General features: G+C 59.9%; 23 protein-coding genes and 1 pseudogene. 11 read left to right on the top strand and 13 right to left on the bottom strand.

Annotation, left to right across the window (positions count from 1 at the left end; genetic code table 11):
• Window positions 1–13 precede the first annotated feature (13 nt).
• The 4 genes from pheT to rpmI form a co-directional block, all read right to left on the bottom strand.
• Window positions 14–2,437, bottom strand: coding sequence for a phenylalanine--tRNA ligase subunit beta (pheT, locus tag QA648_RS18740; protein WP_283048650.1), 2,424 nt, complete (start codon window positions 2,435–2,437; stop codon window positions 14–16).
• 16 nt (window positions 2,438–2,453) lie between these two features.
• On the bottom strand, window positions 2,454–3,536 hold the full coding sequence (gene pheS / locus QA648_RS18735; protein ID WP_283051423.1) for a phenylalanine--tRNA ligase subunit alpha: 1,083 nt from the start codon (window positions 3,534–3,536) through the stop codon (window positions 2,454–2,456).
• Between the two features lie 318 nt (window positions 3,537–3,854).
• Entirely contained in the window at window positions 3,855–4,259 is a 405-nt protein-coding gene (rplT, locus tag QA648_RS18730; protein ID WP_104821695.1) for a 50S ribosomal protein L20, read from the bottom strand.
• 37 nt (window positions 4,260–4,296) lie between these two features.
• A complete protein-coding gene (gene rpmI / locus QA648_RS18725; RefSeq protein WP_028750884.1) occupies window positions 4,297–4,500 on the bottom strand; it encodes a 50S ribosomal protein L35 in 204 nt (67 codons plus the stop codon).
• 316 nt (window positions 4,501–4,816) lie between these two features.
• Here rpmI and QA648_RS18720 point away from each other — a divergent pair.
• Window positions 4,817–5,950, top strand: a pseudogene (locus QA648_RS18720) (ISAs1 family transposase); the annotation flags it as partial.
• Between the two features lie 127 nt (window positions 5,951–6,077).
• Here the strand turns inward: QA648_RS18720 and infC are convergent.
• Window positions 6,078–6,614: a translation initiation factor IF-3 gene (infC, locus tag QA648_RS18715; RefSeq protein WP_183868856.1), complete on the bottom strand. Its 537-nt coding sequence runs from the start codon at window positions 6,612–6,614 to the stop codon at window positions 6,078–6,080.
• 278 nt (window positions 6,615–6,892) lie between these two features.
• On the opposite strand from infC, the gene QA648_RS18710 reads away from it, so the two are divergent.
• Both QA648_RS18710 and QA648_RS18705 read left to right on the top strand, forming a co-directional pair.
• Window positions 6,893–7,705: an alpha/beta hydrolase gene (locus tag QA648_RS18710; protein WP_283048644.1), complete on the top strand. Its 813-nt coding sequence runs from the start codon at window positions 6,893–6,895 to the stop codon at window positions 7,703–7,705.
• Between the two features lie 234 nt (window positions 7,706–7,939).
• On the top strand, window positions 7,940–8,539 hold the full coding sequence (locus QA648_RS18705) for a transglutaminase-like cysteine peptidase (protein ID WP_283048642.1): 600 nt from the start codon (window positions 7,940–7,942) through the stop codon (window positions 8,537–8,539).
• 215 nt (window positions 8,540–8,754) lie between these two features.
• Here the strand turns inward: QA648_RS18705 and mbfA are convergent, their stop codons facing one another.
• Window positions 8,755–9,738 (bottom strand): iron exporter MbfA, encoded by a 984-nt coding sequence (gene mbfA / locus QA648_RS18700; RefSeq protein WP_283048640.1) that lies wholly within the window; start codon window positions 9,736–9,738, stop codon window positions 8,755–8,757.
• Window positions 9,739–9,948: 210 nt separating this feature from the next.
• Here mbfA and QA648_RS18695 point away from each other — a divergent pair, with 210 nt between their 5' ends.
• Window positions 9,949–10,416: a truncated hemoglobin gene (locus QA648_RS18695; protein WP_283048638.1), complete on the top strand. Its 468-nt coding sequence runs from the start codon at window positions 9,949–9,951 to the stop codon at window positions 10,414–10,416.
• Window positions 10,417–10,418: 2 nt separating this feature from the next.
• Here the strand turns inward: QA648_RS18695 and QA648_RS18690 are convergent, their stop codons facing one another.
• Both QA648_RS18690 and QA648_RS18685 read right to left on the bottom strand, forming a co-directional pair.
• On the bottom strand, window positions 10,419–11,333 hold the full coding sequence (locus QA648_RS18690; RefSeq protein ID WP_104821689.1) for an EamA family transporter: 915 nt from the start codon (window positions 11,331–11,333) through the stop codon (window positions 10,419–10,421).
• Window positions 11,334–11,430: 97 nt separating this feature from the next.
• The gene (locus QA648_RS18685) at window positions 11,431–12,456 is read right to left on the bottom strand and encodes a histone deacetylase family protein (RefSeq protein ID WP_283048636.1); all 1,026 of its coding nucleotides are present in this window, start codon (window positions 12,454–12,456) and stop codon (window positions 11,431–11,433) included.
• A gap of 152 nt (window positions 12,457–12,608) precedes the next feature.
• Here QA648_RS18685 and QA648_RS18680 point away from each other — a divergent pair, with 152 nt between their 5' ends.
• Window positions 12,609–13,217, top strand: coding sequence for an HAD-IA family hydrolase (locus QA648_RS18680; protein WP_283048633.1), 609 nt, complete (start codon window positions 12,609–12,611; stop codon window positions 13,215–13,217).
• A 15-nt stretch (window positions 13,218–13,232) separates the two neighbouring features.
• On the opposite strand, the gene QA648_RS18675 is transcribed toward QA648_RS18680, so the two are convergent.
• Together QA648_RS18675 and QA648_RS18670 are read right to left on the bottom strand one after the other, a co-directional pair.
• Complete coding sequence (locus tag QA648_RS18675; RefSeq protein ID WP_104821687.1) at window positions 13,233–13,754, bottom strand: GNAT family N-acetyltransferase; 522 nt, start codon at window positions 13,752–13,754, stop codon at window positions 13,233–13,235.
• Between the two features lie 17 nt (window positions 13,755–13,771).
• The gene (locus tag QA648_RS18670) at window positions 13,772–14,341 is read right to left on the bottom strand and encodes an XRE family transcriptional regulator (protein WP_283051420.1); all 570 of its coding nucleotides are present in this window, start codon (window positions 14,339–14,341) and stop codon (window positions 13,772–13,774) included.
• Window positions 14,342–14,517: 176 nt separating this feature from the next.
• Between QA648_RS18670 and lepA the strand changes: the two genes are divergently transcribed.
• From lepA to QA648_RS18650, 4 genes are all read left to right on the top strand, one after another.
• Window positions 14,518–16,350: a translation elongation factor 4 gene (gene lepA, locus QA648_RS18665; protein WP_112446975.1), complete on the top strand. Its 1,833-nt coding sequence runs from the start codon at window positions 14,518–14,520 to the stop codon at window positions 16,348–16,350.
• A gap of 174 nt (window positions 16,351–16,524) precedes the next feature.
• Entirely contained in the window at window positions 16,525–16,863 is a 339-nt protein-coding gene (locus QA648_RS18660) for a hypothetical protein (protein ID WP_283048627.1), read from the top strand.
• A 269-nt stretch (window positions 16,864–17,132) separates the two neighbouring features.
• Window positions 17,133–17,330 carry a hypothetical protein gene (locus QA648_RS18655; RefSeq protein WP_283048625.1) on the top strand — a complete coding sequence of 66 codons (198 nt, stop codon included), beginning with the start codon at window positions 17,133–17,135 and terminating at the stop codon, window positions 17,328–17,330.
• A 66-nt stretch (window positions 17,331–17,396) separates the two neighbouring features.
• Window positions 17,397–17,621 carry a DUF2188 domain-containing protein gene (locus QA648_RS18650; protein ID WP_283048623.1) on the top strand — a complete coding sequence of 75 codons (225 nt, stop codon included), beginning with the start codon at window positions 17,397–17,399 and terminating at the stop codon, window positions 17,619–17,621.
• A gap of 44 nt (window positions 17,622–17,665) precedes the next feature.
• Here QA648_RS18650 and QA648_RS18645 read toward each other — a convergent pair whose 3' ends face one another.
• Complete coding sequence (locus QA648_RS18645) at window positions 17,666–18,124, bottom strand: GFA family protein (RefSeq protein ID WP_283048621.1); 459 nt, start codon at window positions 18,122–18,124, stop codon at window positions 17,666–17,668.
• A gap of 143 nt (window positions 18,125–18,267) precedes the next feature.
• Between QA648_RS18645 and QA648_RS18640 the strand changes: the two genes are divergently transcribed.
• Window positions 18,268–19,092, top strand: a complete 825-nt coding sequence (locus QA648_RS18640; protein ID WP_283048619.1) for a DUF2066 domain-containing protein — start codon at window positions 18,268–18,270, stop codon at window positions 19,090–19,092.
• Between the two features lie 23 nt (window positions 19,093–19,115).
• On the opposite strand, the gene QA648_RS18635 is transcribed toward QA648_RS18640, so the two are convergent.
• A complete protein-coding gene (locus QA648_RS18635; RefSeq protein ID WP_283048617.1) occupies window positions 19,116–19,844 on the bottom strand; it encodes a type 1 glutamine amidotransferase in 729 nt (242 codons plus the stop codon).
• 121 nt (window positions 19,845–19,965) lie between these two features.
• Between QA648_RS18635 and QA648_RS18630 the strand changes: the two genes are divergently transcribed.
• Complete coding sequence (locus tag QA648_RS18630; protein WP_028750867.1) at window positions 19,966–20,259, top strand: SelT/SelW/SelH family protein; 294 nt, start codon at window positions 19,966–19,968, stop codon at window positions 20,257–20,259.
• A gap of 395 nt (window positions 20,260–20,654) precedes the next feature.
• On the opposite strand, the gene QA648_RS18625 is transcribed toward QA648_RS18630, so the two are convergent.
• Entirely contained in the window at window positions 20,655–21,080 is a 426-nt protein-coding gene (locus QA648_RS18625; RefSeq protein WP_104821683.1) for a BA14K family protein, read from the bottom strand.
• Between the last annotated feature and the right edge of the window lie 95 nt (window positions 21,081–21,175).

Here is a 21,175-nt window from a genome sequence, read left to right as displayed (position 1 = left end):
AAGGGAAACCTTGTCACCCCCGAAGCACGCCACCCGTCGTTTTCGTCACGTTGGCGACGATCTTCTGGGTCAGCGCCTCGAAATCCTCGTCGGTCAGCGTGCGCTCGGCCGGCTGGATTTGCACCTCGATGGCGATCGACTTCTTGCCGTCGCCGAGCGATGCGCCCTCGAAAATATCGAAGACATTGACGCCGGTGATCAGCTTGCGGTCGGCGCCCGTGGCGGCGCGGATGATCGTGCCGGCTTCCACAGTCTTGTCGACCACGAAGGCGTAGTCGCGCTTGACTGCCTGGAACGGCGAAAGCTCCAGCGCCGGCTTGGTGCGCGTCGTCTTCTTCTTCGGCTCCGGCATGGCGTCGATATAGACCTCGAAGCCGGCAAGCGCGCCGGTGACATCGAGCGCTTCCAGCGTCTTCGGATGGAATTCGCCGAAATAGCCGAGAACGACTTTCGGACCCATCTTGATCGTGCCCGAACGGCCCGGATGATACCAGGCGGGGCCACCCTGCTCGATCTGGATATTGCCCATCGGCAGGCCGCAGGCTTCGATCACGGCCAGTGCGTCTGCCTTGGCGTCGAAGACATCGACCGGCTTGCCGCCGCCCTTGGCGGCGTTCGACCACATGCGGCCGGCGCCCGTCAGCGTCGCAGTACCACGGCGGATGCCGCCGGCGACGCGGCGCTGGCCTTCGGGCCTGTCGTTTTCATAGGTGCCGGAAACCTCGAAGATCGCGACGTCGCCATAGCCCTTGTCGGCGTTGCGTTGCGCAGCCGACAGCAGGCCCGGCAGGAGCGAGGGACGCATGTCGGACATGTCGGCGGCGATCGGATTGGCAAGCTTCAGCGCATTGGAGCCGCCGCCGAAGAGCTTGGCCTGATCTTCGGAGATGAAGGACCAGGTGACGGCTTCCAGCATGCCGCGGGAGGCAAGCGCGCGCTTGGCGGTGCGCGTGCGGATCTGCAGCGTCGTCAGGATCTTGCCGTTGACGGCGTTGTGGCTTGCAAGCGGCTGCGGCTTGATGTTGTCGACACCATGGATGCGCATGATCTCTTCGACCAGATCGGCCTTGCCATCGACATCCGGCCGCCACGAGGGCACAGCGACGGAGACACGCTCGCCCGAACCGGAAACCGAAAAGCCGAGCTTTGTCAGGATCGACCTGCCTTCTTCCACGGAGACGTCAAGGCCCGTCAGACGCTTGACCTCGGAGAAGGGGAAATCGACGATCTTGGCGTCGTAGCCCTTATAACCTTCGACCTTGGCCTTGGCGGCGGTGCCGCCACAGCAGGCGAGCACCAGCTCGGTCGTGCGTTCCAGGCCGGGAGCCATATATTCCGGATCGACGCCGCGCTCGAAGCGGTAGCGGGCATCGGTGATGATGCCGAGGCTGCGGCCAGTCTTGGCGATGTTCATCGGGTCCCAAAGCGCCGATTCGATCAGCACGTCGACGGTGTTCTCATCGCAGCCGGAATGCTCGCCGCCCATGATGCCGCCGATCGACTCGACGCCATCGTCATCGGAGATGACGACATTGTTCGGGCCAAGCTTGTATTCGCGCTCATCCAGCGCCAGCACGGTCTCGCCATCCTTGGCGCGGCGCACGACCAGATTGCCCTTGACCTTGGCGGCGTCGAAGACGTGCATAGGCCGGCCCTGATCGAAGGTCATGTAATTGGTGATGTCGACCAGCGCGCTGATCGGGCGCAGCCCGATCGCCAGCAGCCGCTGCTGCATCCATTTCGGGCTCGGGCCGTTCTTGACGCCGCGTACGAGGCGGAGCGCGAAGCCGGGGCAGATGCTGGTATCGTCGAGCTCGATCTTCAAGTCCACCGGCGTATCGCCGTCGACGGCGAAGGTCGGCGTCAGGCGCGGCTTCAGCGTGCCGAGGCCGGAAGCGGCGAGGTCGCGAGCGATGCCGTAGACGCCGGTGCAGTCGGGACGGTTCGGCGTCAGGTTGATCTCGATCATCGGATCATCGAGGCCGGCATAGGCGGCAAAGCTGGTGCCGACGGGCGCATCTTCCGGCAGATCGATGATGCCGTCATGGCTGTCGGAGATTTCCAGCTCCTTTTCCGAGCACATCATGCCGTGACTTTCGACGCCACGGATATTGCCGACCGTCAGGATTACATCGATACCAGGAACATAGGTGCCGGCAGCCGCGAAGGCGCCAACGAGGCCGGCGCGGGCATTCGGCGCGCCGCAGACGACCTGGACCGGCTTGCCGGAGCCGTTGTCGACCATCAGCACCTTCAACCGGTCGGCCTGCGGATGCTTTTCGGCGGAAAGGACCTTGGCGATGACGAAGGGCTTGAATGCCGCCTTATCGTCGACGTCTTCCACTTCCAACCCGATCATCGTCAGGCGGGCGCAGATCTCGTCAAGCGTGGCGTCGGTTTCCAGGTGCTCTTTCAGCCAGGAGAGTGTGAATTTCATGTGCTTTATCCCTTCCTTACACGCTCAAACCGCCGAACAGTGTCGGCATGTCGAGCGGGCGGAAGCCATAGTGGTTCATCCAGCGGACGTCGGCGTTGAAGAAGTCGCGCAGGTCGGGCATGCCGTATTTCAGCATGGCGATGCGGTCGAGGCCCATGCCCCAGGCAAAGCCCTGATATTCATCCGGATCGAGACCGCCATAGCGCAGCACGTTCGGGTGAACCATGCCGCAGCCGAGGATTTCCATCCAGTCGGTGCCTTCGCCGAATTTGACGATCGGGCCGGAGCGATCGCACTGGATATCGACCTCGAACGAGGGTTCCGTGAACGGGAAGAAGGACGGGCGGAAGCGCATCGTCACATTGTCGACCTCGAAGAAGGTCTTGCAGAATTCTTCGAGCACCCAGCGGATATTGGCGACATTCGCCGTCTTGTCGATGACGAGGCCTTCCACCTGATGGAACATCGGCGAGTGCGTGGCGTCACTGTCCTGGCGGTAGGTCTTGCCGGGGATGATGATGCGGATCGGCGGGCTCGAGGCTTCCATGGTGCGCACCTGCACCGGCGAAGTGTGCGTGCGCAGCACCTTGCGCTCACCCTTCTCGTCCGGCTGGAAGAAGAAGGTATCGTGCATCTCGCGGGCCGGGTGCCCTTCGGGGAAGTTCAGCGCCGTGAAGTTATAATAATCGGTCTCGACATCAGGACCTTCGGCGATCGAGAAGCCCATGTCGCCGAAGATAGCGGTGATCTCGTCGACGATCTGGCTGATCGGATGAATGCGGCCGCGTTCCGCAGGCGAAGAACGCACGGGCAGGCTGACGTCCAGCGTCTCCGCCTTCAGCTTGGCCTCGATCGCGGCATCGCGCAGCGCACCCTTGCGGGCGTTGATGGCGTCGGTCACCGAATTCTTCAGCGCATTGATCGCCGCGCCCCGCGTCTGCCGCTCTTCCGGCGACATCGAGCCCAGCGTCTTCAACAGTTCTGAAACCGAGCCCTTCTTGCCGAGAGCGGAGACCCTGACGGCTTCGATCGCCTGCTCGTCCGTGGCAGCGGCCACGTCGGCCATGAGTTGGGTTTCAAGAGTATCGAGTTCCGTCATCTTGTCCTGCCTTGCGGAGGGCGGGCTCACCGCGCCGCTCATTCCGCAGAATAATTGGTGAACACATACATCGGATAGCTGGTGGCAACGATGAAGCGCTGCAGATCACTACCCATGTGCACGCGGCCAATCAACGGGCAAATGACAAAAACCCGCCAAGAAAGCGGGTCATGTGCCGAAGTTCGGCCACAGCCGGCGGCGGCGCGCGCTTTGATCAGGCCACATGGGCTCGATCACGCGTGCTGCAAAACACAAAACCCGCGCCGGTTTTTGCCAGCGCGGGTTTGCAATGAATACACGAAATACGTGGAAGCTGTGTTAGTTCACAGCAGCTTCGAATTCGTTCTTCGTGCCAGCGTCCTTGAGATATTCCAGCGCCTTCTTGGAGGCGGCGACGAGCGCGCCGAAAGCTTCCGGCTCATGGATCGCCATGTCGGAGAGAACCTTGCGGTCGACTTCGATGCCAGCCTTGTTCAGACCGTCGATGAAGCGGCCGTAGGTCAGGCCGAATTCGCGGACGGCAGCGTTGATGCGCTGGATCCAGAGGGCGCGGAAGTTGCGCTTGTTGATCTTACGGTCGCGGTAAGCGTACTGCTTGGAGCGGTCGACGGCGGCCTTGGCGGTACGGATGGTGTTCTTGCGGCGGCCGTAGAAGCCCTTGGCTGCCTTCAGAACCTTCTTGTGCTTGGCGTGGGCGGTAACGCCTCTTTTTACGCGTGCCATTTCATGATCTCCTTAGTCTATAGCGTTACGAATAGTCTCAGAGACCGTTCGGCAAGTAGTTCTTGACAACCTTACGGCCATCCGGTTCTGCGAGAACCATGGTGCCGCGGGCGTCGCGAATGAACTTGTTGGTACGCTTGATCATGCCGTGGCGCTTGCCAGCAGCGGCTGCCTTGACCTTGCCGGACGCGGTGATCTTGAACCGCTTCTTGGCAGAGGACTTCGTCTTCATCTTGGGCATTTTGCTACTCCTTCGATGCTTCCTGGCGCGCTTTGTAAAAAGCCTCCCCACAGATCCGGCTGGGCCGGGGCTGCGACAAGGTGCCGGAGCGTTTGTTGTTGAACGGCGGATACGGTGACGAACCGCTCCGCCAGCATTCTGAACTGCCACGGCATGCCCTGCCGGTCAGTTCGGACGCGCGCTTATAACCGCAGTCGCCTGTAAGTGCAACGGGCACGGCGGGGATTCCAGGGCAATCGCTTTAGCTTTGACTCTGTTGTGGCGCCAGGAGGTCGGATTGTGATTCATGAGGAGCTTCGAATCGACGGAGCCGTTCATGCCAGTCTCTCCTACTTCTTCGCGGGCCATTCTTGATCATTTTTCAGCACTTTCCGATCCGCGGCAGTGCTGGCGGGTGGTTTACCCGCTGCCGGAGGTTCTGCTGCTTGTGCTGTGTGCGACGCTGAGCGGCATGGAGGATTTCGTCGAGATCCGGCTTTGGGGCGAGGAGCGGATGGACTTTCTGCGGCGCTTCCTTGCCTTCGAACGCGGTCTGCCCTCCCATGACACGTTGAACGACGTCATCAACGCCCTCGATCCCGAGCTGTTCAAATCCTGCTTCACCTCATGGGTCGAAGCGTTGCGGGATGGCGATCCGGATGTCATCGCCATTGATGGCAAGACATCCCGCCGGACCCATGCGCGCAGCCGAGGACGCGAACCGCTGCATATGGTCTCGGCCTGGGCAACCCGGCAGCGGCTGGTTCTCGGCCAGGAAGCGACCGACGTCAAATCCAACGAGATCACGGCTATTCCGCTGCTGCTGGAACGGCTCGAACTGACCGGCGCCATCGTCACCATCGATGCCATGGGCACGCAGACCGCCATTGCCGAGACGATCGTGCGGCGCGGCGGTGATTATCTGCTTGCGCTCAAGGCCAACCGGCCCGTCACCCATGACGACGTCGCACGCTTCTTCGCCGATCCGCCCGCCGACATGATTGAAACCGACACGGCAACCGTCGAGAACGACCATGGCCGGATCGAGCAGCGCCGGCATACCGTCTGCCACGACGTCGATTGGCTGATCTCCGACCGTCGATATCCCGACGAACCGCGCTTTCCCCATCTTGCCATGATCGCCATGGTGGAGAGCCACACCGAGCGGGCCGGCAAGGTCGAGACCGAGAGGCGCTATTATCTGTCGTCAGCCAAACTCAATCCGAAAACCTTTGCCGCCGCCGTCCGCGCCCATTGGGGCATCGAGAACCGATTGCATTGGGTCCTCGACGTCGTCTTCCACGACGACCTCTCCAGATTGCGAACCGCCTCAGGACCCCACAACATGGCCCTCGTCAAACACATCGCCATGAACCTAGTGCGAAATCCAAAAGACAAGCACAGCCTCAAAGTCCGACGCAAAAAGGCAAACCTGAACGACGATTATCTTGAAAGCCTCATCACCCAACAGCAAAATTTACCTGAAGCGATTCCCCTGCGGGGATTCTTTTACGGATCGATGACAGGCATCAACCCGGAGCACAAAAGGAAAAAGCCGCCCAACAGGACGGCTCCGGCCTCTTACGTCTGCTCGCGCCTCACTTTGGCGCAAGCACCATCATCATCTGGCGACCTTCGAGCTTGGGCTCGGCTTCGACCTTGGCGATCTCGAGCGTATCTTCCTTGACCTGCTGGAGAAGCTTCATGCCGAGTTCCTGGTGGGCCATTTCACGGCCGCGGAACTTCAAGGTCACCTTCACCTTGTCGCCTTCTTCAAAGAAACGTTCGATCGCCTTCATCTTCACGTCGTAGTCATGCGTGTCGATGTTCGGGCGCATCTTGATTTCTTTGACTTCGACGACCTTCTGCTTCTTGCGCGCCTCGGCGGCCTTCTTCTGGTTGGCGTATTTCAGCTTGCCCAGATCGAGGATCTTGCACACAGGCGGTTCAGCGTTGGGGGAAATCTCCACCAGATCGAGACCGGCCTCCTCTGCCATTCTCAATGCCTGGTCGGTTGGGACGATGCCCATATTCTGGCCGTCAGCCGCGATGAGCTGAACTTTGGGAATGCGGATTTCCCTGTTGGAACGTGGCCCGTCCTTCACGGGCGCATCGGTTTTAAAGGGTCTGCGAATGGTCGTACTCTCCACGAATTGTTTCGGATTGCTGCAGCCTCTCGCTCCCGTCGGCGCAACTGACGGAAATGTCGTAAAAGCTGCGGTGAAGTCAATAGCATGATGCCAGGAAAAAATCACCTCCCGTGTGCCAATACTGTGCGGCGCAGCCGTAAGATGCGCAAAGGACACAGCAACATCACAAAATAGCGCATGCGCTTCTTCAGAAATCGGAAGGATTTTTGCACTCGCGCGGGTGCAAATCTGCTCTATAAAGCACAAAATTCCGGGAGTTTTTAATGTCCGAAGCACTAGCCGACCTTGAACCGACCTTTATTTCCGTGGGCAGCGCCGACGACCAACGGCAGATCGCCGTGCAACTGCGCGCGGCCAGGAAAGGCGCAAAGGGCGCGACCTTCGTGTGGCTCTCCGGCTATCGCTCCGATATGAGCGGCACCAAGGCGCTGGAGCTCGACGCGCTTGCCGAACGGCTGGGTCTCGGCTGCATCCGCTTCGATTATTCGGGCCATGGCCAATCCGGCGGCGTCTTCACCGACGGCACGATTTCGCACTGGTTGGAAGAGGCGCTCGCCGTCATCAACTACGCCAAGCCGAAGCGGATCGTCCTTGTCGGTTCGTCCATGGGCGGCTGGATCGCGCTGCGGCTCGTCCAGGAACTGCGCAAGCGCAAGAAGACACCGGCCATCCAGGGCCTTGTGCTGATTGCTCCCGCCCCGGACTTCACTATCGATCTCATCGAGCCGAACCTTTCCGATGTCGAGCGGAGATCGCTTGCCGAACGCGGCTATTTCGAGGAGCCTTCAGAATATAGTCCCGAGCCGAATATCTTCACCCGCGCGCTCATCGAGGACGGCCGCGCCAACCGCGTCTTGACCGGCATCATCGAAACGGGCTGCCCGGTTCATATCCTACAGGGCATGCAGGACGAGGATGTGCCCTATGCCCATTCGTTAAGATTGGTCGAACATTTGCCGGCCGACGATGTCGTGTTAACACTTGTGCGTGACGGCGATCATCGGCTGTCCCGACCGCAGGATATCGAGCGCATGTTGACCGCAGCGGAGACGCTGGCGCTCCATAATCATCCGTAAAAACATATAGATAGCTTTGTGAAAAACCCGCGGACGGCCCGCCGCGGGGTAGAACCCGCATGCCTTCCGGTAATCATAAGAGGCATTGAATTGTGGCGACTAGCCTCTTGATTGTGCTGAAATTAACCATAAAGGCTGGTTCCGCTGTTAACACTTAAGTAACGATTGACTTGGCGCGCCCCCTTACATTAACAATTTGTTAACAAATGCAGGGACGATACAAGGAAAGTGGGCGTGCGTATTAAGGGCGTATTCGTTGCCTTCGCAGCTATAGTTGCGATGTCGTCGTCGGCCATGCCGGCCCCCCAGAACACCGCATCGATGACCATCGGCGGTGTCACATCCCAGCCCATCGGGCACTATGAGTTTTGCGAGCGTCATGCCGACGAATGCGGCCCGACGCGCAATACCGGTCCTGTCGATATGAACGCCGCCACCTGGACGCTGGTCAATCAGGTCAACCTGCGCGTCAACAAGACCATCACGCCTGCCACCGACATGGAAGTCTACGGCCAGGAAGAATATTGGGAATATCCGAAGACGGCCGGTGACTGCGAAGATTTCGCGCTTCTGAAGCGCAAGCTTCTCATGCAGAAGGGCTTTTCCGCCGCCAACCTTCTGATGACGGTCGTACGCAAACCTGATGGCGAAGGCCATGCCGTGCTGACATTGCGTACCGACCAGGGCGACTACATTCTCGACAATCTCGATGACGAGGTGAAGGTCTGGTACCAGACCCCCTATTCCTATCTGAAGCGCCAGGCGAGCTACAATGCCGGCCGCTGGGTCACCATCGAAAACGGCAACGACGTCCTCGTCGGCGCCGTCAAGTAATCACCGTAAGAACACAACTCATACAAAAGGCCGGCACATCTGCCGGCCTTTTGTTTTTCCAAAAATGCTCAGAACGGTCTACACCTCTCAGGCACGGACAAATTGAAGCGCCATTTGGTTAGTTGTTCTTATGGCTCTGCTGACCGGCCTTGACATGCTGTTCATGGGTGCTGCCGCGCGTACCGCTCGATCGCTGCTCCTTCGACGATCGCGTCTCACCCATTTCCAATCAGTATGCCCGCTGCAAGCACCAGGGAACCGCCGACGACGACTTGGAAGGCGGCGCGGAGAAACGGTGTCTCCATATATTTGTTCTGAATAAAGGCGATCGCCCACAGCTCGAAGAAGACAACGATGGCGGCGGTGATGGTGGCGGTCCAGAAATTGGGAATGAGATAGGGAAGCGCGTGGCCCAAGCCGCCGAGTGCCGTCATGACGCCGCAGGCAAGACCGCGCTTGATCGGCGAGCCGCGGCCGGAAATCTTGCCGTCATCATGGGCGGCTTCGGTGAAGCCCATGGATATGCCGGCGCCGACGGAAGCCGACAGGCCGACGAGGAAGGTCTGCCATGTCTGCTGCGTCGCGAAGGCGGCGGCGAAGATCGGCGCAAGCGTCGAGACCGAGCCGTCCATCAGGCCGGCAAGGCCCGGCTGCACATAGGTCAGCACGAATTTGCGGCGGGCATCCGCATCCTCTTCTTCCTTCACCGATTCCGGCGTGTGCTTGTCGCCAAGCATGCGGGCAATGTCTTCATGCCCTTGTTCCGCCAGCGCCAGATCGCCGAGGAGCTGGCGCGTCGAGGCGTCGGAAACCCGCTTGCCCGCCTCGACATAAAAATTATAGGCCTGCTGCTCCATGCCCTCGGCTTCTGCACGGATGGCTTCGAGCGACAGGTTCTTGCGTAGCCAGTCCGGCTTGCGTTCATAGAAACCGTTGACATGTTCGCGCCGGATCAGCGGGATGCGCTCGCCGAAACGTTTGCGGTGCATGTCGATCAGCGTCTTGCGATGGGTATCCTCGACTTCGGCCATGTCCTCGAACACCTTGGCGGAATCGGGATAGTTGTCTCTTAGAATATCGGCATAGGCGAGATAGATGCGGGCATCGTCCTCTTCCGAGGCGATGGCAATGGCGAGAATTTCCTGTTCGGACAAAGAGGCAAAGGAACGTTTTGGCGAGCGGAAAAACCCGAGCAACATAAAAATCTCCATCTTTAGAATTATTCTAAAACTAAAGTGGACGATCACTGGGGTCAAGGGCTAACAGACTATGCCGAGCCAACTACCCCATGACTTTGACAGATTGCCGCAACGGCGGCATGACATCTTGGTTCCGCCATGGAAATGCATAGATAGAGGGCCGACAAACGCCGTATTGCGCAAAATGCTGAGCGGCGGCAGGAGCATGACATGAACATTGACATACAGGGCCGCGCCGCTCACCTCGCCGGCATCCGCGAGAAGGCCGAAGCGGAGATGACGCGCATCGGCATCGATGCAGCCTTCATCGACCGGCTTGTCGATACTTTCTACGGACGCATTCAGGCGCATCCCCGGCTCGGCCCGGTTTTTGACGGCCGCCTTGCCGGCCGGTGGCCGGACCATATGGAGAAGATGAAACGCTTCTGGTCGTCGGTTGCGTTCAAAAACGGCGCCTATGGCGGCAAGCCTGTGCAAGCGCATCTCGGCGTCGAAGGCATCGCGCCAGACCTCTTTCCGGAATGGCTGGCGCTTTTTTCGGAAACGCTTGCCGATATCGCGCCCTCGGATGAAGCCAAGGCCTGGTTTATGGCGACGGCCGAACGCATCGCCAAGAGCCTGACGCTCTCGCTCTTCTATAATCCGGCATTGGACGATCCGGCGAGGAAGACTGTCTAAGCTCAGCCCTTCGTGGCGAAAATCGTTGCGCCGATGCTGGCGGCGACGACGAGGGCCGTGCCGAACATCTGCGACGGCGTCATCGGCTGCGACAGGATAATAAAGCCGGCAACGGCAGCAATGGCGGGTTCCAGGCTCATGAGGATGCCGAAGGACGAGGTCGGCATGCGCCGCAGCGCGACCATTTCCAGCACATAGGGGAGCAGCGGAACGAGCAGTGCCAGGCCGGCGATTTCGAGGAGGCCAGAGGCTGTCAGATGCGGGGCGGCGGAGGCAAAGCCGAAAGGTGTTGAAACGACCGCCGCGACCAGCAGTGACATGGAAAGCCCTTCGAGACCCTGGAAGGCGTTGCCGACCTTCTTCGTCAACAGGATATAGCAGGCCCAGCCCACGCCCGCCCCGCAGGCAAAAAGGATGCCCGGCAGATTGCCCACCCATTCCTCACCGTCATAGGCCAATAGCAGAACGCCGACGCCGGCGAAGACGGGCCAGAGAAGCTGACGGCTCAACCCGAAGCCGAGGGTCGCGACAAGCAGAGGTCCGAGGAAGTCTATCGCGACCGCAAGACCCAGCGGAATGTGCGCAATCGCCGAGAAGAAGGAAGCCGTCATCAACGCCGATACGGAACCAAGTGCCAGCACGCTGATCCATTGCGAGCGGCTGTAGCTCATGATCTTCGGACGGACGATGATCGCCAGTGCGGCAGACGCGAAGACGAGCCGCAGCCACGTCGCGCCGACGGGTCCATAGGTATTGATGATCGGAGACGACAATGCCGAGCCGAATTGGATGCTGCACATGGACAGGACGCACATCAGCACGCCGGCGGCAATGCCGCCGGAAGATGGCGCAACATCCGGATGCGGCATCAGCGCCGCGCCGCCATCCGTGCCACTTTCGATAAGCTGCTGGTCCATGACCTCTCCTCTTATGCGGGTTTTTTAGAGATCTGGACGTGGACTGACAAATTCAAACTTTTCATCCTGCGATCACGCGCGTTGATCCAGGACTGTCTCAGGCTTCGAGGCCCATGAGGACGTTGGCGACGTTCAGGCCGATCTCGGGCACGCCATAACCGCCCTCCATGCAGACGAGAACCGGCAGGCCGACGCCGGCGATGCGCTCGCCCATGCGAATGAAATCCTGCGACGTCAGCTTGAAAAAGGAGATGGGATCGCGCTCGAACGTATCGACGCCGAGCGAGAGCACGATCGCCTCCGCGCCGAAATTCTTGATGCGGGCGAGAGCCTCGGCAAGTGCCGCCGACCATTCTTCCCAGGACGTGCCGCGCGGCATCGGATAATTGCGGTTCGCCCCCAGCCCTTCGCCTTCGCCCTTCTCATCGGCATGGCCTAAGAAATAGGGGAAAGCATGGATGGGATCACCGTGCAGCGAAGCGGTGAAGACATCGCCGCGCCGATAGAAGATATCCTGTGTGCCGTTGCCATGATGGAAATCGACATCGAGCACGGCCACTTTCTTCGCGCCGTGGTCGCGAAGCCGCTGCGCGGCGACGGCGGCATTGTTGATGAAGCAATAACCGCCGAAGAGATCGTAGCCGGCGTGGTGGCCGGGCGGGCGGCAGAGGGCGAAGGCATAGCGATTGCCGGCATGGAGCCAATCGGCACCCGTCAATGCGCAGCGCATCGATGCAACGGCCGCTTCATAGGAGCCCTTGGTGATCGAGGTGTCGGCGGCGTTGGCATAATGGCCGATCATGCCGACAATGTTTTCCGGCACGCGCTGGCTGGTGCGCCGCACGGGAAAGGAATTGGCGATCGCCTCACCCTTGTAGCCGGCCGCAACCCAGCGCTCCCAGACAGTCCCAAGGAAATCGAGATAGGCGGGGTCATGCACCTTCCGCGCCGTCTCCAGCCCATGCAGCTCCGGCGCGACGATGTCCGCAAAACCGGCCTCCTTCACGGCAGCCAATATCCATTCGGCACGGAACGGCGCTTCGAAAGGCGCCACAAGCTGCCCATCATGCAGTTCTGTCTTGGCGTCCCTCAGCTTGTGATCTTCCGAATAGATGACGCGCATGGCAGCCTCCTGACGCCGGCTAAATTCCCTGGGGAATGCAGAGGCTTACACGGATTGCAGGACGGAAAAAAGAGCCGCATGCGCTCTTGATCGCCGGCAGAAACAACGCCACCTTCCGCATGCCTTTCATTCCACTGGGAGATTCGCGCCGCATGAAAGTTCTGATGGTCGATGTCGACGGTGTGCTGGTGCATGGGCGACCCGGCGATGGCCTGCACTACTGCACCTATCTGGAACGCGATCTCGGTCTCAAGCGTGAGGTGCTTCAGGAAGAATTCTTCAGGAAAGACCATTGGGGAGACGTCGTTACCGGCCGCGACAATCTGGAACCCCGGCTCACCAGCGTTCTGGAGAGGATCGCGCCGGGGCTGAGCGCCTCAACGCTGATCGACTACTGGTTCGAGAACGACTCCCGCCTCGACCAAGCCTTGCTTGGCGACCTCGCGGCGCTGCGGGCCAAGGGCATCCCGATGTACCTGGCGACCAACCAGGAGCATCGCCGCGCCGCCTATCTGATGGAAAAGCTTGACCTATCCTCCTATTTCGACGGCATCTTCTATTCCGCCATGCTCGGCTACCAGAAGCCCGCGCCTGAATTCTTCCGGCTGGCCACCGAGCGCGTCGGTATCGAAGCCCATGAGATCGCCTTCATCGACGATTATCCCGCCAACATAGAGGCCGCGCGGCAATTCGGCTGGAAGGCGATGCACTGGACGCCGACCGCGACGCTGAATGACGCGCTTGCCGCATTTTCACAATGACTATGCCGACCCGGTTCAAGCAGCGATGCGCTTATAGAACAGCGTCGTATCGCAGAGCCCACCTTCCGGCCACATGGCGTAATCGGGGATGACCCCGACCCGCTGCCAGCCGAGGCGGGGATAGATGGCTTCGGCTTCGCTGCCGGTTGCGGTATCAAGCACCAGCAGGGTCTTGCCGCGCTTGGCCGCTTCACGCTCAGCCGCCGCCATCAGCAGCCGCGCCAGCCCCTTGCCACGCGCAGAGCGATGCACCAGCAATTTCTTGAGATCGCCGCGATGCGGCTGGTTCGGCATCTGCGCCGCGCCTACCTGCACGGTACCCACAACTTTGCCCTCGATCTCGGCTACCAAGAGCAGCGTAGCGCCGCTCTCGACGCTGTCGGCGACGCCTTGCCAATAGGGCATGGCGTCGGCTGGCTTATACGGCTGCATGAAGCCGACCGATGCGCCGCCATTGACGCAATCGGCGAGCACGTCGCAGAGATCAGGAGCGACGGCGCGGGCTTCGGCGGCGGAAAGAAGACGAATATCGGGCATGAAAAGGTCCTTGATGATTATGAGCGGCCGCGATCGAGGATGACGCAATAGCGCGCCGGACCCTCGCCGGGATTATGAAAGGCATGACCGTCGCCGACGCCCATGAAGAGGCAATCCCCGGGCATCAGGCGATGGGTGACATCACGATGGGTCACCTCCATCTCGCCTTCGAACAGCCAGACATGTTGTGTCATGGCAAGGCTCGCGGCATTCGGAGGAAAGCTAACGCGTGCGCCGGCGGGGAAGACGACTTCAACAACATCCACCTTCGATTCCGTCCCCGGCGGCGAGACGGCGCGTCTGACATAGCCGGTTTCCGGATCTCGCCAGACCGCTTGCTGGTCGCGGCGGGCCAATGGCGACACATCCTTATCGTCCGCGGCGAAGAAGGCCGAGAGCGACAGGCCGAGGGCTGCGCAGAGCCTCGACAACAAGGATGCCGTCGGGCTCGCCTCGGCCCGCTCGATGCGCGAAATCATGGCGCGGCTGACGGCGGAGGCATTCGCCAGCTCGTCCAGCGTCAAACCGCGGGCAATGCGCAACTGCTTGATGCGAGCCCCGATCGCCAGCTCCAGATCGTCATCCATCATTTGCTCGCACCATCCGCCTCGCAATTCTAATATAAGAGAAATACACGATCACATAATGGAATCAAGCGCGATAATGATCCTGATAAATGGAGCGCCCGAAAAGCCTGCCTTCATGCGAATATAGCCGCCAAAACCCCGCTTTTCCGCTTTGCGGCGCGGGGCGGCGCTGCTATATGGCGCGCATGAGCACCAATTCCACCACTCCGCTTTCGCATATCCGCAACTTCTCGATCGTGGCCCATATCGACCACGGCAAATCGACGCTGGCCGACCGCCTGATCCAGACGACGGGCGGCCTCGCCGAACGCGAGATGTCGGAGCAGGTGCTGGACAATATGGAGATCGAGCGCGAGCGCGGCATCACCATCAAGGCCCAGACCGTGCGCCTGCACTACAAGGCGAACAATGGCGAGACCTATATTCTCAACCTGATCGACACGCCCGGACACGTAGACTTCGCCTACGAAGTCTCCCGCTCGCTGTCGGCCTGCGAGGGCTCGCTGCTGGTGGTCGATGCCAGCCAAGGCGTCGAGGCGCAGACGCTCGCCAACGTCTATCAGGCGATCGACAACAACCACGAACTCGTCACCGTCCTCAACAAGATCGACCTACCGGCGGCCGAACCGGACCGCATCAAGGAACAGATCGAGGAAGTGATCGGCATTGACGCCTCCGACGCCGTGCTGATCTCTGCCAAGACCGGCCTCGGCATTCCCGACGTTCTCGAAGCCATCGTGCACAAGCTGCCGGCGCCGAAGAGCGCGGGGGGCGAAAAGGCGCCGCTGAAGGCGCTGCTGGTCGATAGCTGGTACGACACCTATCTCGGCGTCATGGTTCTCGTGCGCATCATAGACGGCACGCTGACCAAGGGCCAGACCATCCGCATGATGGGCACGGATGCGAAATACCAGATCGAGCGCGTCGGCGTGCTGACGCCGAAGATGGTCGCCGTCGACAGCCTCGGCCCCGGCGAGATCGGCTTCATCACCGCTTCGATCAAGGAAGTAGCCGACACCCGCGTCGGCGATACCATCACCGAGGACAAGCGCCCGACCGCCGAGCCCCTGCCGGGCTTCAAGCCGGCGCAGCCTGTCGTGTTCTGCGGTCTCTTCCCCGTCGATGCCGCCGATTTCGAGGACCTGCGCTCGGCCATGGGCAAGCTGCGCCTCAACGACGCCAGCTTCTCCTTTGAAATGGAATCTTCTGCCGCTCTCGGCTTCGGTTTCCGCTGCGGCTTCCTCGGCCTGCTGCATCTGGAAATCATCCAGGAGCGCCTGGAGCGCGAATTCAATCTCGATCTGATCGCGACGGCGCCTTCCGTCGTCTATCAGCTCACCATGACCGACGGCACCGAGATCGAGCTGCACAATCCGGCCGACATGCCCGACGTCGTCAAGATTTCCGAATTCCGCGAGCCGTGGATCAAGGCAACGATCCTGACGCCGGACGATTATCTCGGCTCGATCCTGAAGCTCTGTCAGGACCGCCGCGGCATCCAGACCGAGCTGACCTATGTCGGCAACCGCGCCATGATCACCTACGACCTGCCGCTCAACGAAGTCGTCTTCGACTTCTACGATCGCCTGAAGTCGATCTCCAAGGGCTACGCCTCCTTCGACTACAGCCTGACCGACTATCGCGAGAGCGACCTCGTCAAGATGTCGATCCTCGTCAATGCCGAGCCGGTGGATGCGCTCTCCATGCTGGTGCACCGCTCCGCCGCCGAAAAGCGCGGCCGCGTCATGTGCGAGAAGCTGAAGGACCTGATCCCGCAGCACATGTTCCAGATCCCGATCCAGGCCGCGATCGGCGGGCGCATCATCGCCCGCGAGACGGTGAAGGCGCTGCGCAAGGACGTGACCGCCAAATGCTACGGCGGCGACGCCACCCGCAAGCGCAAGCTGCTGGATAAGCAGAAGGAAGGCAAGAAGCGCATGCGGCAATTCGGCAAAGTCGAAATCCCGCAGGAAGCATTTATTGCAGCGCTGAAGATGGGGGATGAATAGTCTCGCAATAAGCGCTTAAGATTGAAATTGAAAAGGAGCCACATGGCTCCTTTTTTGTTTTGTCACACGGAACAATTGGAGATCAAATGATTGAAGAAGATGGTTAAGGAATCTTGACTTTTTGGATTCCGATTCGTATTCTGATGAAGAAATGCTGATTCTGAAGTATCTTAGATGGTTAACGCGATGAGGACGAAGGAGGGCGATCTTATTGATCCCGCACTGGCTTTAATTGCGAAGTACGGCGACGAGGAACTAGGGCTCGAAATTTCAGTTTTGGCAAAAAAGTTACGTCAGATAATAACGCCAACCGCCGAGGACTTGCTCCCGTTGAAAGGGAGAAAGGATGATCGCTTAAGCCAGGTAATCCGTAATTTGGTAAGCCATCGAACCTTGGAGAAACAAGGGCTGGCGACTTACAGAGTTGGCGAAGCTCTTACAAGAGGAAGCTATGTGCTGACAGAGCTCGGCAAATCCTCAGTCAAGCAATCTTGGGCAAAACGGCTCAGGTAGAAAAGGGATAAAACAATATGAGGCAAACTTTAAGAAGACACATAGCCACCCGCACTATCGAGCACCGTCGCGGCTGGCAGTAACAAAAAGGGCCACAAAACAAGTCGGCTCGTACCCCGATTTGCAATGTGACCCGTGGTGTCAGTGGACAAGCCCGAATCCGCTGGGCGGATCAACTCGGAATGCCGATATCTGAAACCGTTACACTTTCAGAATCGCACTTCTGAGTCTCCGTTTCAAGAGGGCACTCTTAATTGGAGATTATTATCGTGAACGATAATAACAAGCGGAGCTACGTGCTCACCTTTGATGATGCAGTTGAAATCTGGCTTCAGAGTTGGAGCGGAGAGTTCCAGAACCGGATTGCCGCCAGCTTCGATGTTAATCCCGGTCGTGTGAATGAAGTTCTTAAAGAGCGAAAACACGTTGGTAGTCGGGAAGTAGCTTTGAAGAAGCGAGCTGCTTAGCAGGCAAAGACCAGCGCCCAGTATGGGCACTGGTCACACTTTCACTTTCATAAGGAATTCAGCATCATGACAAAGCGAGATCAGCATGTCGTGCCGCACCAGAATGGCTGGGCCGTGAAAGGTGCTGGCGCTGAACGAGCAACGAAAGTTACAACAACTCAGCAAGAGGCGATTGCCGTCGCTCGCGAAATCGCGCGTAACCAGCAGAGCGAGTTGCTTATCCATGGTGAAAACGGGCGCATTCGTGCCCGCGACTCCTATGGAAACGACCCCTTCCCGCCGAAAGGCTAATATTGCACTAGTTGGCGATCGGCTTCAGAGCCGGTCGCCTTCAATTAAGAAGCCTCTTCCCCATACTCCTTGATCAGCCCCTGATACTCATCGATCGCCGGCAGCGCCGGATAGCTGTGCTTTGCCGGTGTCGTCACCCAGGGCAATTTCTCGCTGGTCCAGGTCTCGACGAAAGGCGTGAACCAACTGGGGTCGTCGAGCATGGTCGGGCGCAGGTTGACGAACCAGTCGAACCCTTCCAGGCGCGTGAACATCCAAGTCATGCAGTAGGGGCAGAAATAGTGCTTCAGGTTTTCGTCGTGCATGCCGCCGATAACGGGTTCGCCTTGGGTGACTTCGAAACCTTCGCTCGGAATGGCGACGCTCAACGAATAGGCGCTGGAGGACATGCGCTGACAGCCGGTGCAATGGCAGGCCATGGTCAGGAGTGGCTTGGCGCTGATCTTCAATCGCACCTCCCCGCAACGGCATCCACCTTTCCAGGGTAATTCTGGCTGGGTCATGATCTCGTCTCCTCCGGTTTCCATGAAATCTAGTGGCCTTGACGCCGTTGTCAAAGCCATCGTCAACGTCGCTCGGCCATCATAATCTGACATTGCCTGCCGCTTGCTTTCGCGACACCATGGCAGCGTTCGGAGATGTCCCGATGTTGAAATCACGATCGATTGCCATCGCCTTCGCGCTCGCAGTCATCAACGAGGCAGCCGTCGCTCACGCCGATGATCAGAGCCGGCTTTACCGAGCGCAGGCAATCGTTACCGGCACTGGCGCCATCAATCGCGAACTCGGCTTCAAGGATTGCCTGGGTCGCGTGCTTGTCAGGGTCAGCGGCGATCAGCGTGTGACGACGGAGAATGCCTTTCAAGCGATGCTGCAGCGTGCCGGCTCCTTCGTCGCGACCTACAGCTATCGCGATCGCCTGGAAGGTATCCCGATCCATGACGAGCAAGGCACCCACGACCGGCCGCAGGACCTCACTTGCATCTACATGCCCGATACCATCGATCAATTGCTGTCCACGCTCGGGCACAAGCCGTGGCTGTCACCGCGCCCGAAACTCGCGATTTTCTTGGTCGTACGCGATGCGCAACGCACTTTCACGCTGACCCGCGACGGTGACGAAAGCCCTTACATGATCGACGCTTTCGAAGCGGCCGCCAGACCGTTTGCCATGGCAATCATTGTGCCCAACAAGGCAATGCTGGTCAGCCGGGGCCTCACCACAACCGGTTTGGCGGGGACGGCACAGCAGGAACTCGATGCCTTGGCCAAGACCATCGGCGGCGATGTCGCCTTGGCGGGTTCGCTTGTCTGGAGCGACAAGGATCTCGGCTGGGTCGCCGATTGGTCGATGATGGAAAGTCGAAAAATCCATCACTGGCGAATCCGCGGCGTCAGCTTCGATGACGCATTTCGCAACGCTATAGGCGGGGCGGCACAGATCGCCTCCGGCAATGGAGAGCCGCAATAGATGGGCTAGCCGATTGAACCGCTCTAAGACGCCGCCTGCAGCTTCGCCTCAGCACCAATCGTCCTCACCCACGCCCGGGCGATCGTCAGCCCGGCGATCTCAGCCGCCGGTGCATTCTTCGCGGCGATCTCGGGATAGCGCTCCAGCCAGCCGGGTTCGTTGCGCTCGATCGTCGCCTTGAACTCCGTCCGCCAGCCTTCGACGACGGCGGTATTGGCCTCGAAATGGAACTGCGTGCCGTAGGTTGCGCGGCCGATGCGGAAGGCTTGGTTGCTGGTCACCGCGTTGGTGGCGAGGCGAACGGCGCCGGTCGGCAGCGAGAACGTGTCGGAGTGCCATTGGAAAATGGTGAAATCGTCGCCGAGAGCAGATAGCAGCGGATCGGCTTTGCCCTCCTCGGTGACGCCGACGGTTTTCCAGCCGAATTCATGGGCGGCACCGAGAAGATTTTCGGCCTCGTAGGCGCGGGCCAGAATCTGGCTGCCGAGGCAGATGCCGAGCACGGCCTTGTCGGTCTCCTCGAACCGACGCATGAGCCTTGCGAGCTCCGGCAGATAGGGGTGGGTGTCGTCGTCGCGGGCATTCTGCTCGCCGCCGAGCACCACCAGCGCATCATGCGCCGCTGCATCGCTCGGAAGCCGCTCGCCGTCCCACGCACGGAACCATTCGATCTCCGCTCCCGCTTCTTCCAGCGCGATGCCGAGGGCGCCGAGCGGCGTGTTTTTCATGTTTTCGACGATGGCGACCCGCATTCCCATGACCCCCGAATACAATTCGGGCAAAATGAACATGGGAGGGCCGACGACGCAAGAGGCCAGCTTGCGGCCGATTAAAGTTGAGCCTAAATGTCAGCAAACAACAAGGAAACCGCCGATGACCGACAAGCCCCGGATCACCATTCTCTATTGTACGCAATGCAACTGGCTGCTGCGCGCCGGCTGGATGGCGCAGGAACTGCTGCAAACTTTCAGCGACAGCGTGGGCGAAGTGGCGCTGATCCCCGGCACGGGCGGCAACTTCGAAATCCGTATCGATGGCGAGCTGCTGTGGGAGCGCAAGCGCGACGGCGGCTTCCCCGGTCCGAAGGAGCTGAAGCAGCGGGTGCGCGACATCATCGATCCCGACCGCGATCTCGGCCATACCGACCGCGGATCGCTGGAGAGCTGACTACCCCATTCTCCGGCGCACCTCCGCGGCGCGCCGGCCGATATTCCGCCGACTGACATATCGAGAAGGCGCGGCCTGCGGCGCGTCTTCGCTCCGTCACTTATCTTTCCTGCCGAGGCTTATCGTGCTGGCAGCCTGCCTGACCTGAGAACCAGGCTGCTGCTTTACAGCGACGATCTTGCCCTTCTTGGGTTTCCGCGCTTCGCGGGTACTTCTCAATTGACCCTTTGCCATTTTGGGCTCCTTGCTTCGCCCGCGACCCTGTGGAAGCGGCGACATTATAGGGACTGCCCAAGTCGCGAGAAAAGCAAGCGATTTATTTTCGCTTCCTCATATAGACAAGGCGAATGGATGTGCTCTGTGCTGAAACCGGCGCCAGAGGCGCTCCCGCTCACTCAATAATAGGGGGAGCGGCAGGTCTGAAAGCCGTGGTGAAGGGTGGTGTAGAGATTGGTGCCGGGATTGTAGGTCCGATAATGTTCGGAGCACCATATCTGATGCCGCGTGCGATTGTTGACCGGCGCCGGGTAATTGGTTCTCGGCGGAACAGGATTGCGCGGCTGGATATAGATGCGGGGATTGTCAAAGCGCGACCTCCTATCGAGGCTCCGCGGCGTATAGGGAATGGGATAGCCAGGCGGGCGGTACCATTGCTGCGAGCCGAAACCGAAACAACCGCGAGCGTCGCAAACAGTGGGCCCGACCCTCGGGGGAGGCAGGCCGAGCTTCGGGCTGTTCGAGGCCGCATTGGCGAGATCCGGTGGCGACAACAAAACGAGGCTGACGGCGCAGCCGAACGCGATCTTGCCGAAAACAGTCATGGCAGACTCCTGTTGCTGGTCTTGGCGACCCAGCATCTTTTCCCGCGGCTCGCTCTATATTTGGGGCTTCCCTCAAGGCAAAACCAGGGGCGCGA

It is taken from the genome of Rhizobium sp. CB3171 (assembly GCF_029714265.1).
Classification (GTDB): domain Bacteria; phylum Pseudomonadota; class Alphaproteobacteria; order Rhizobiales; family Rhizobiaceae; genus Rhizobium.
Note: the sequence above shows the minus strand (reverse complement) of the source record. Positions and strands in the feature narration are given on the sequence as shown.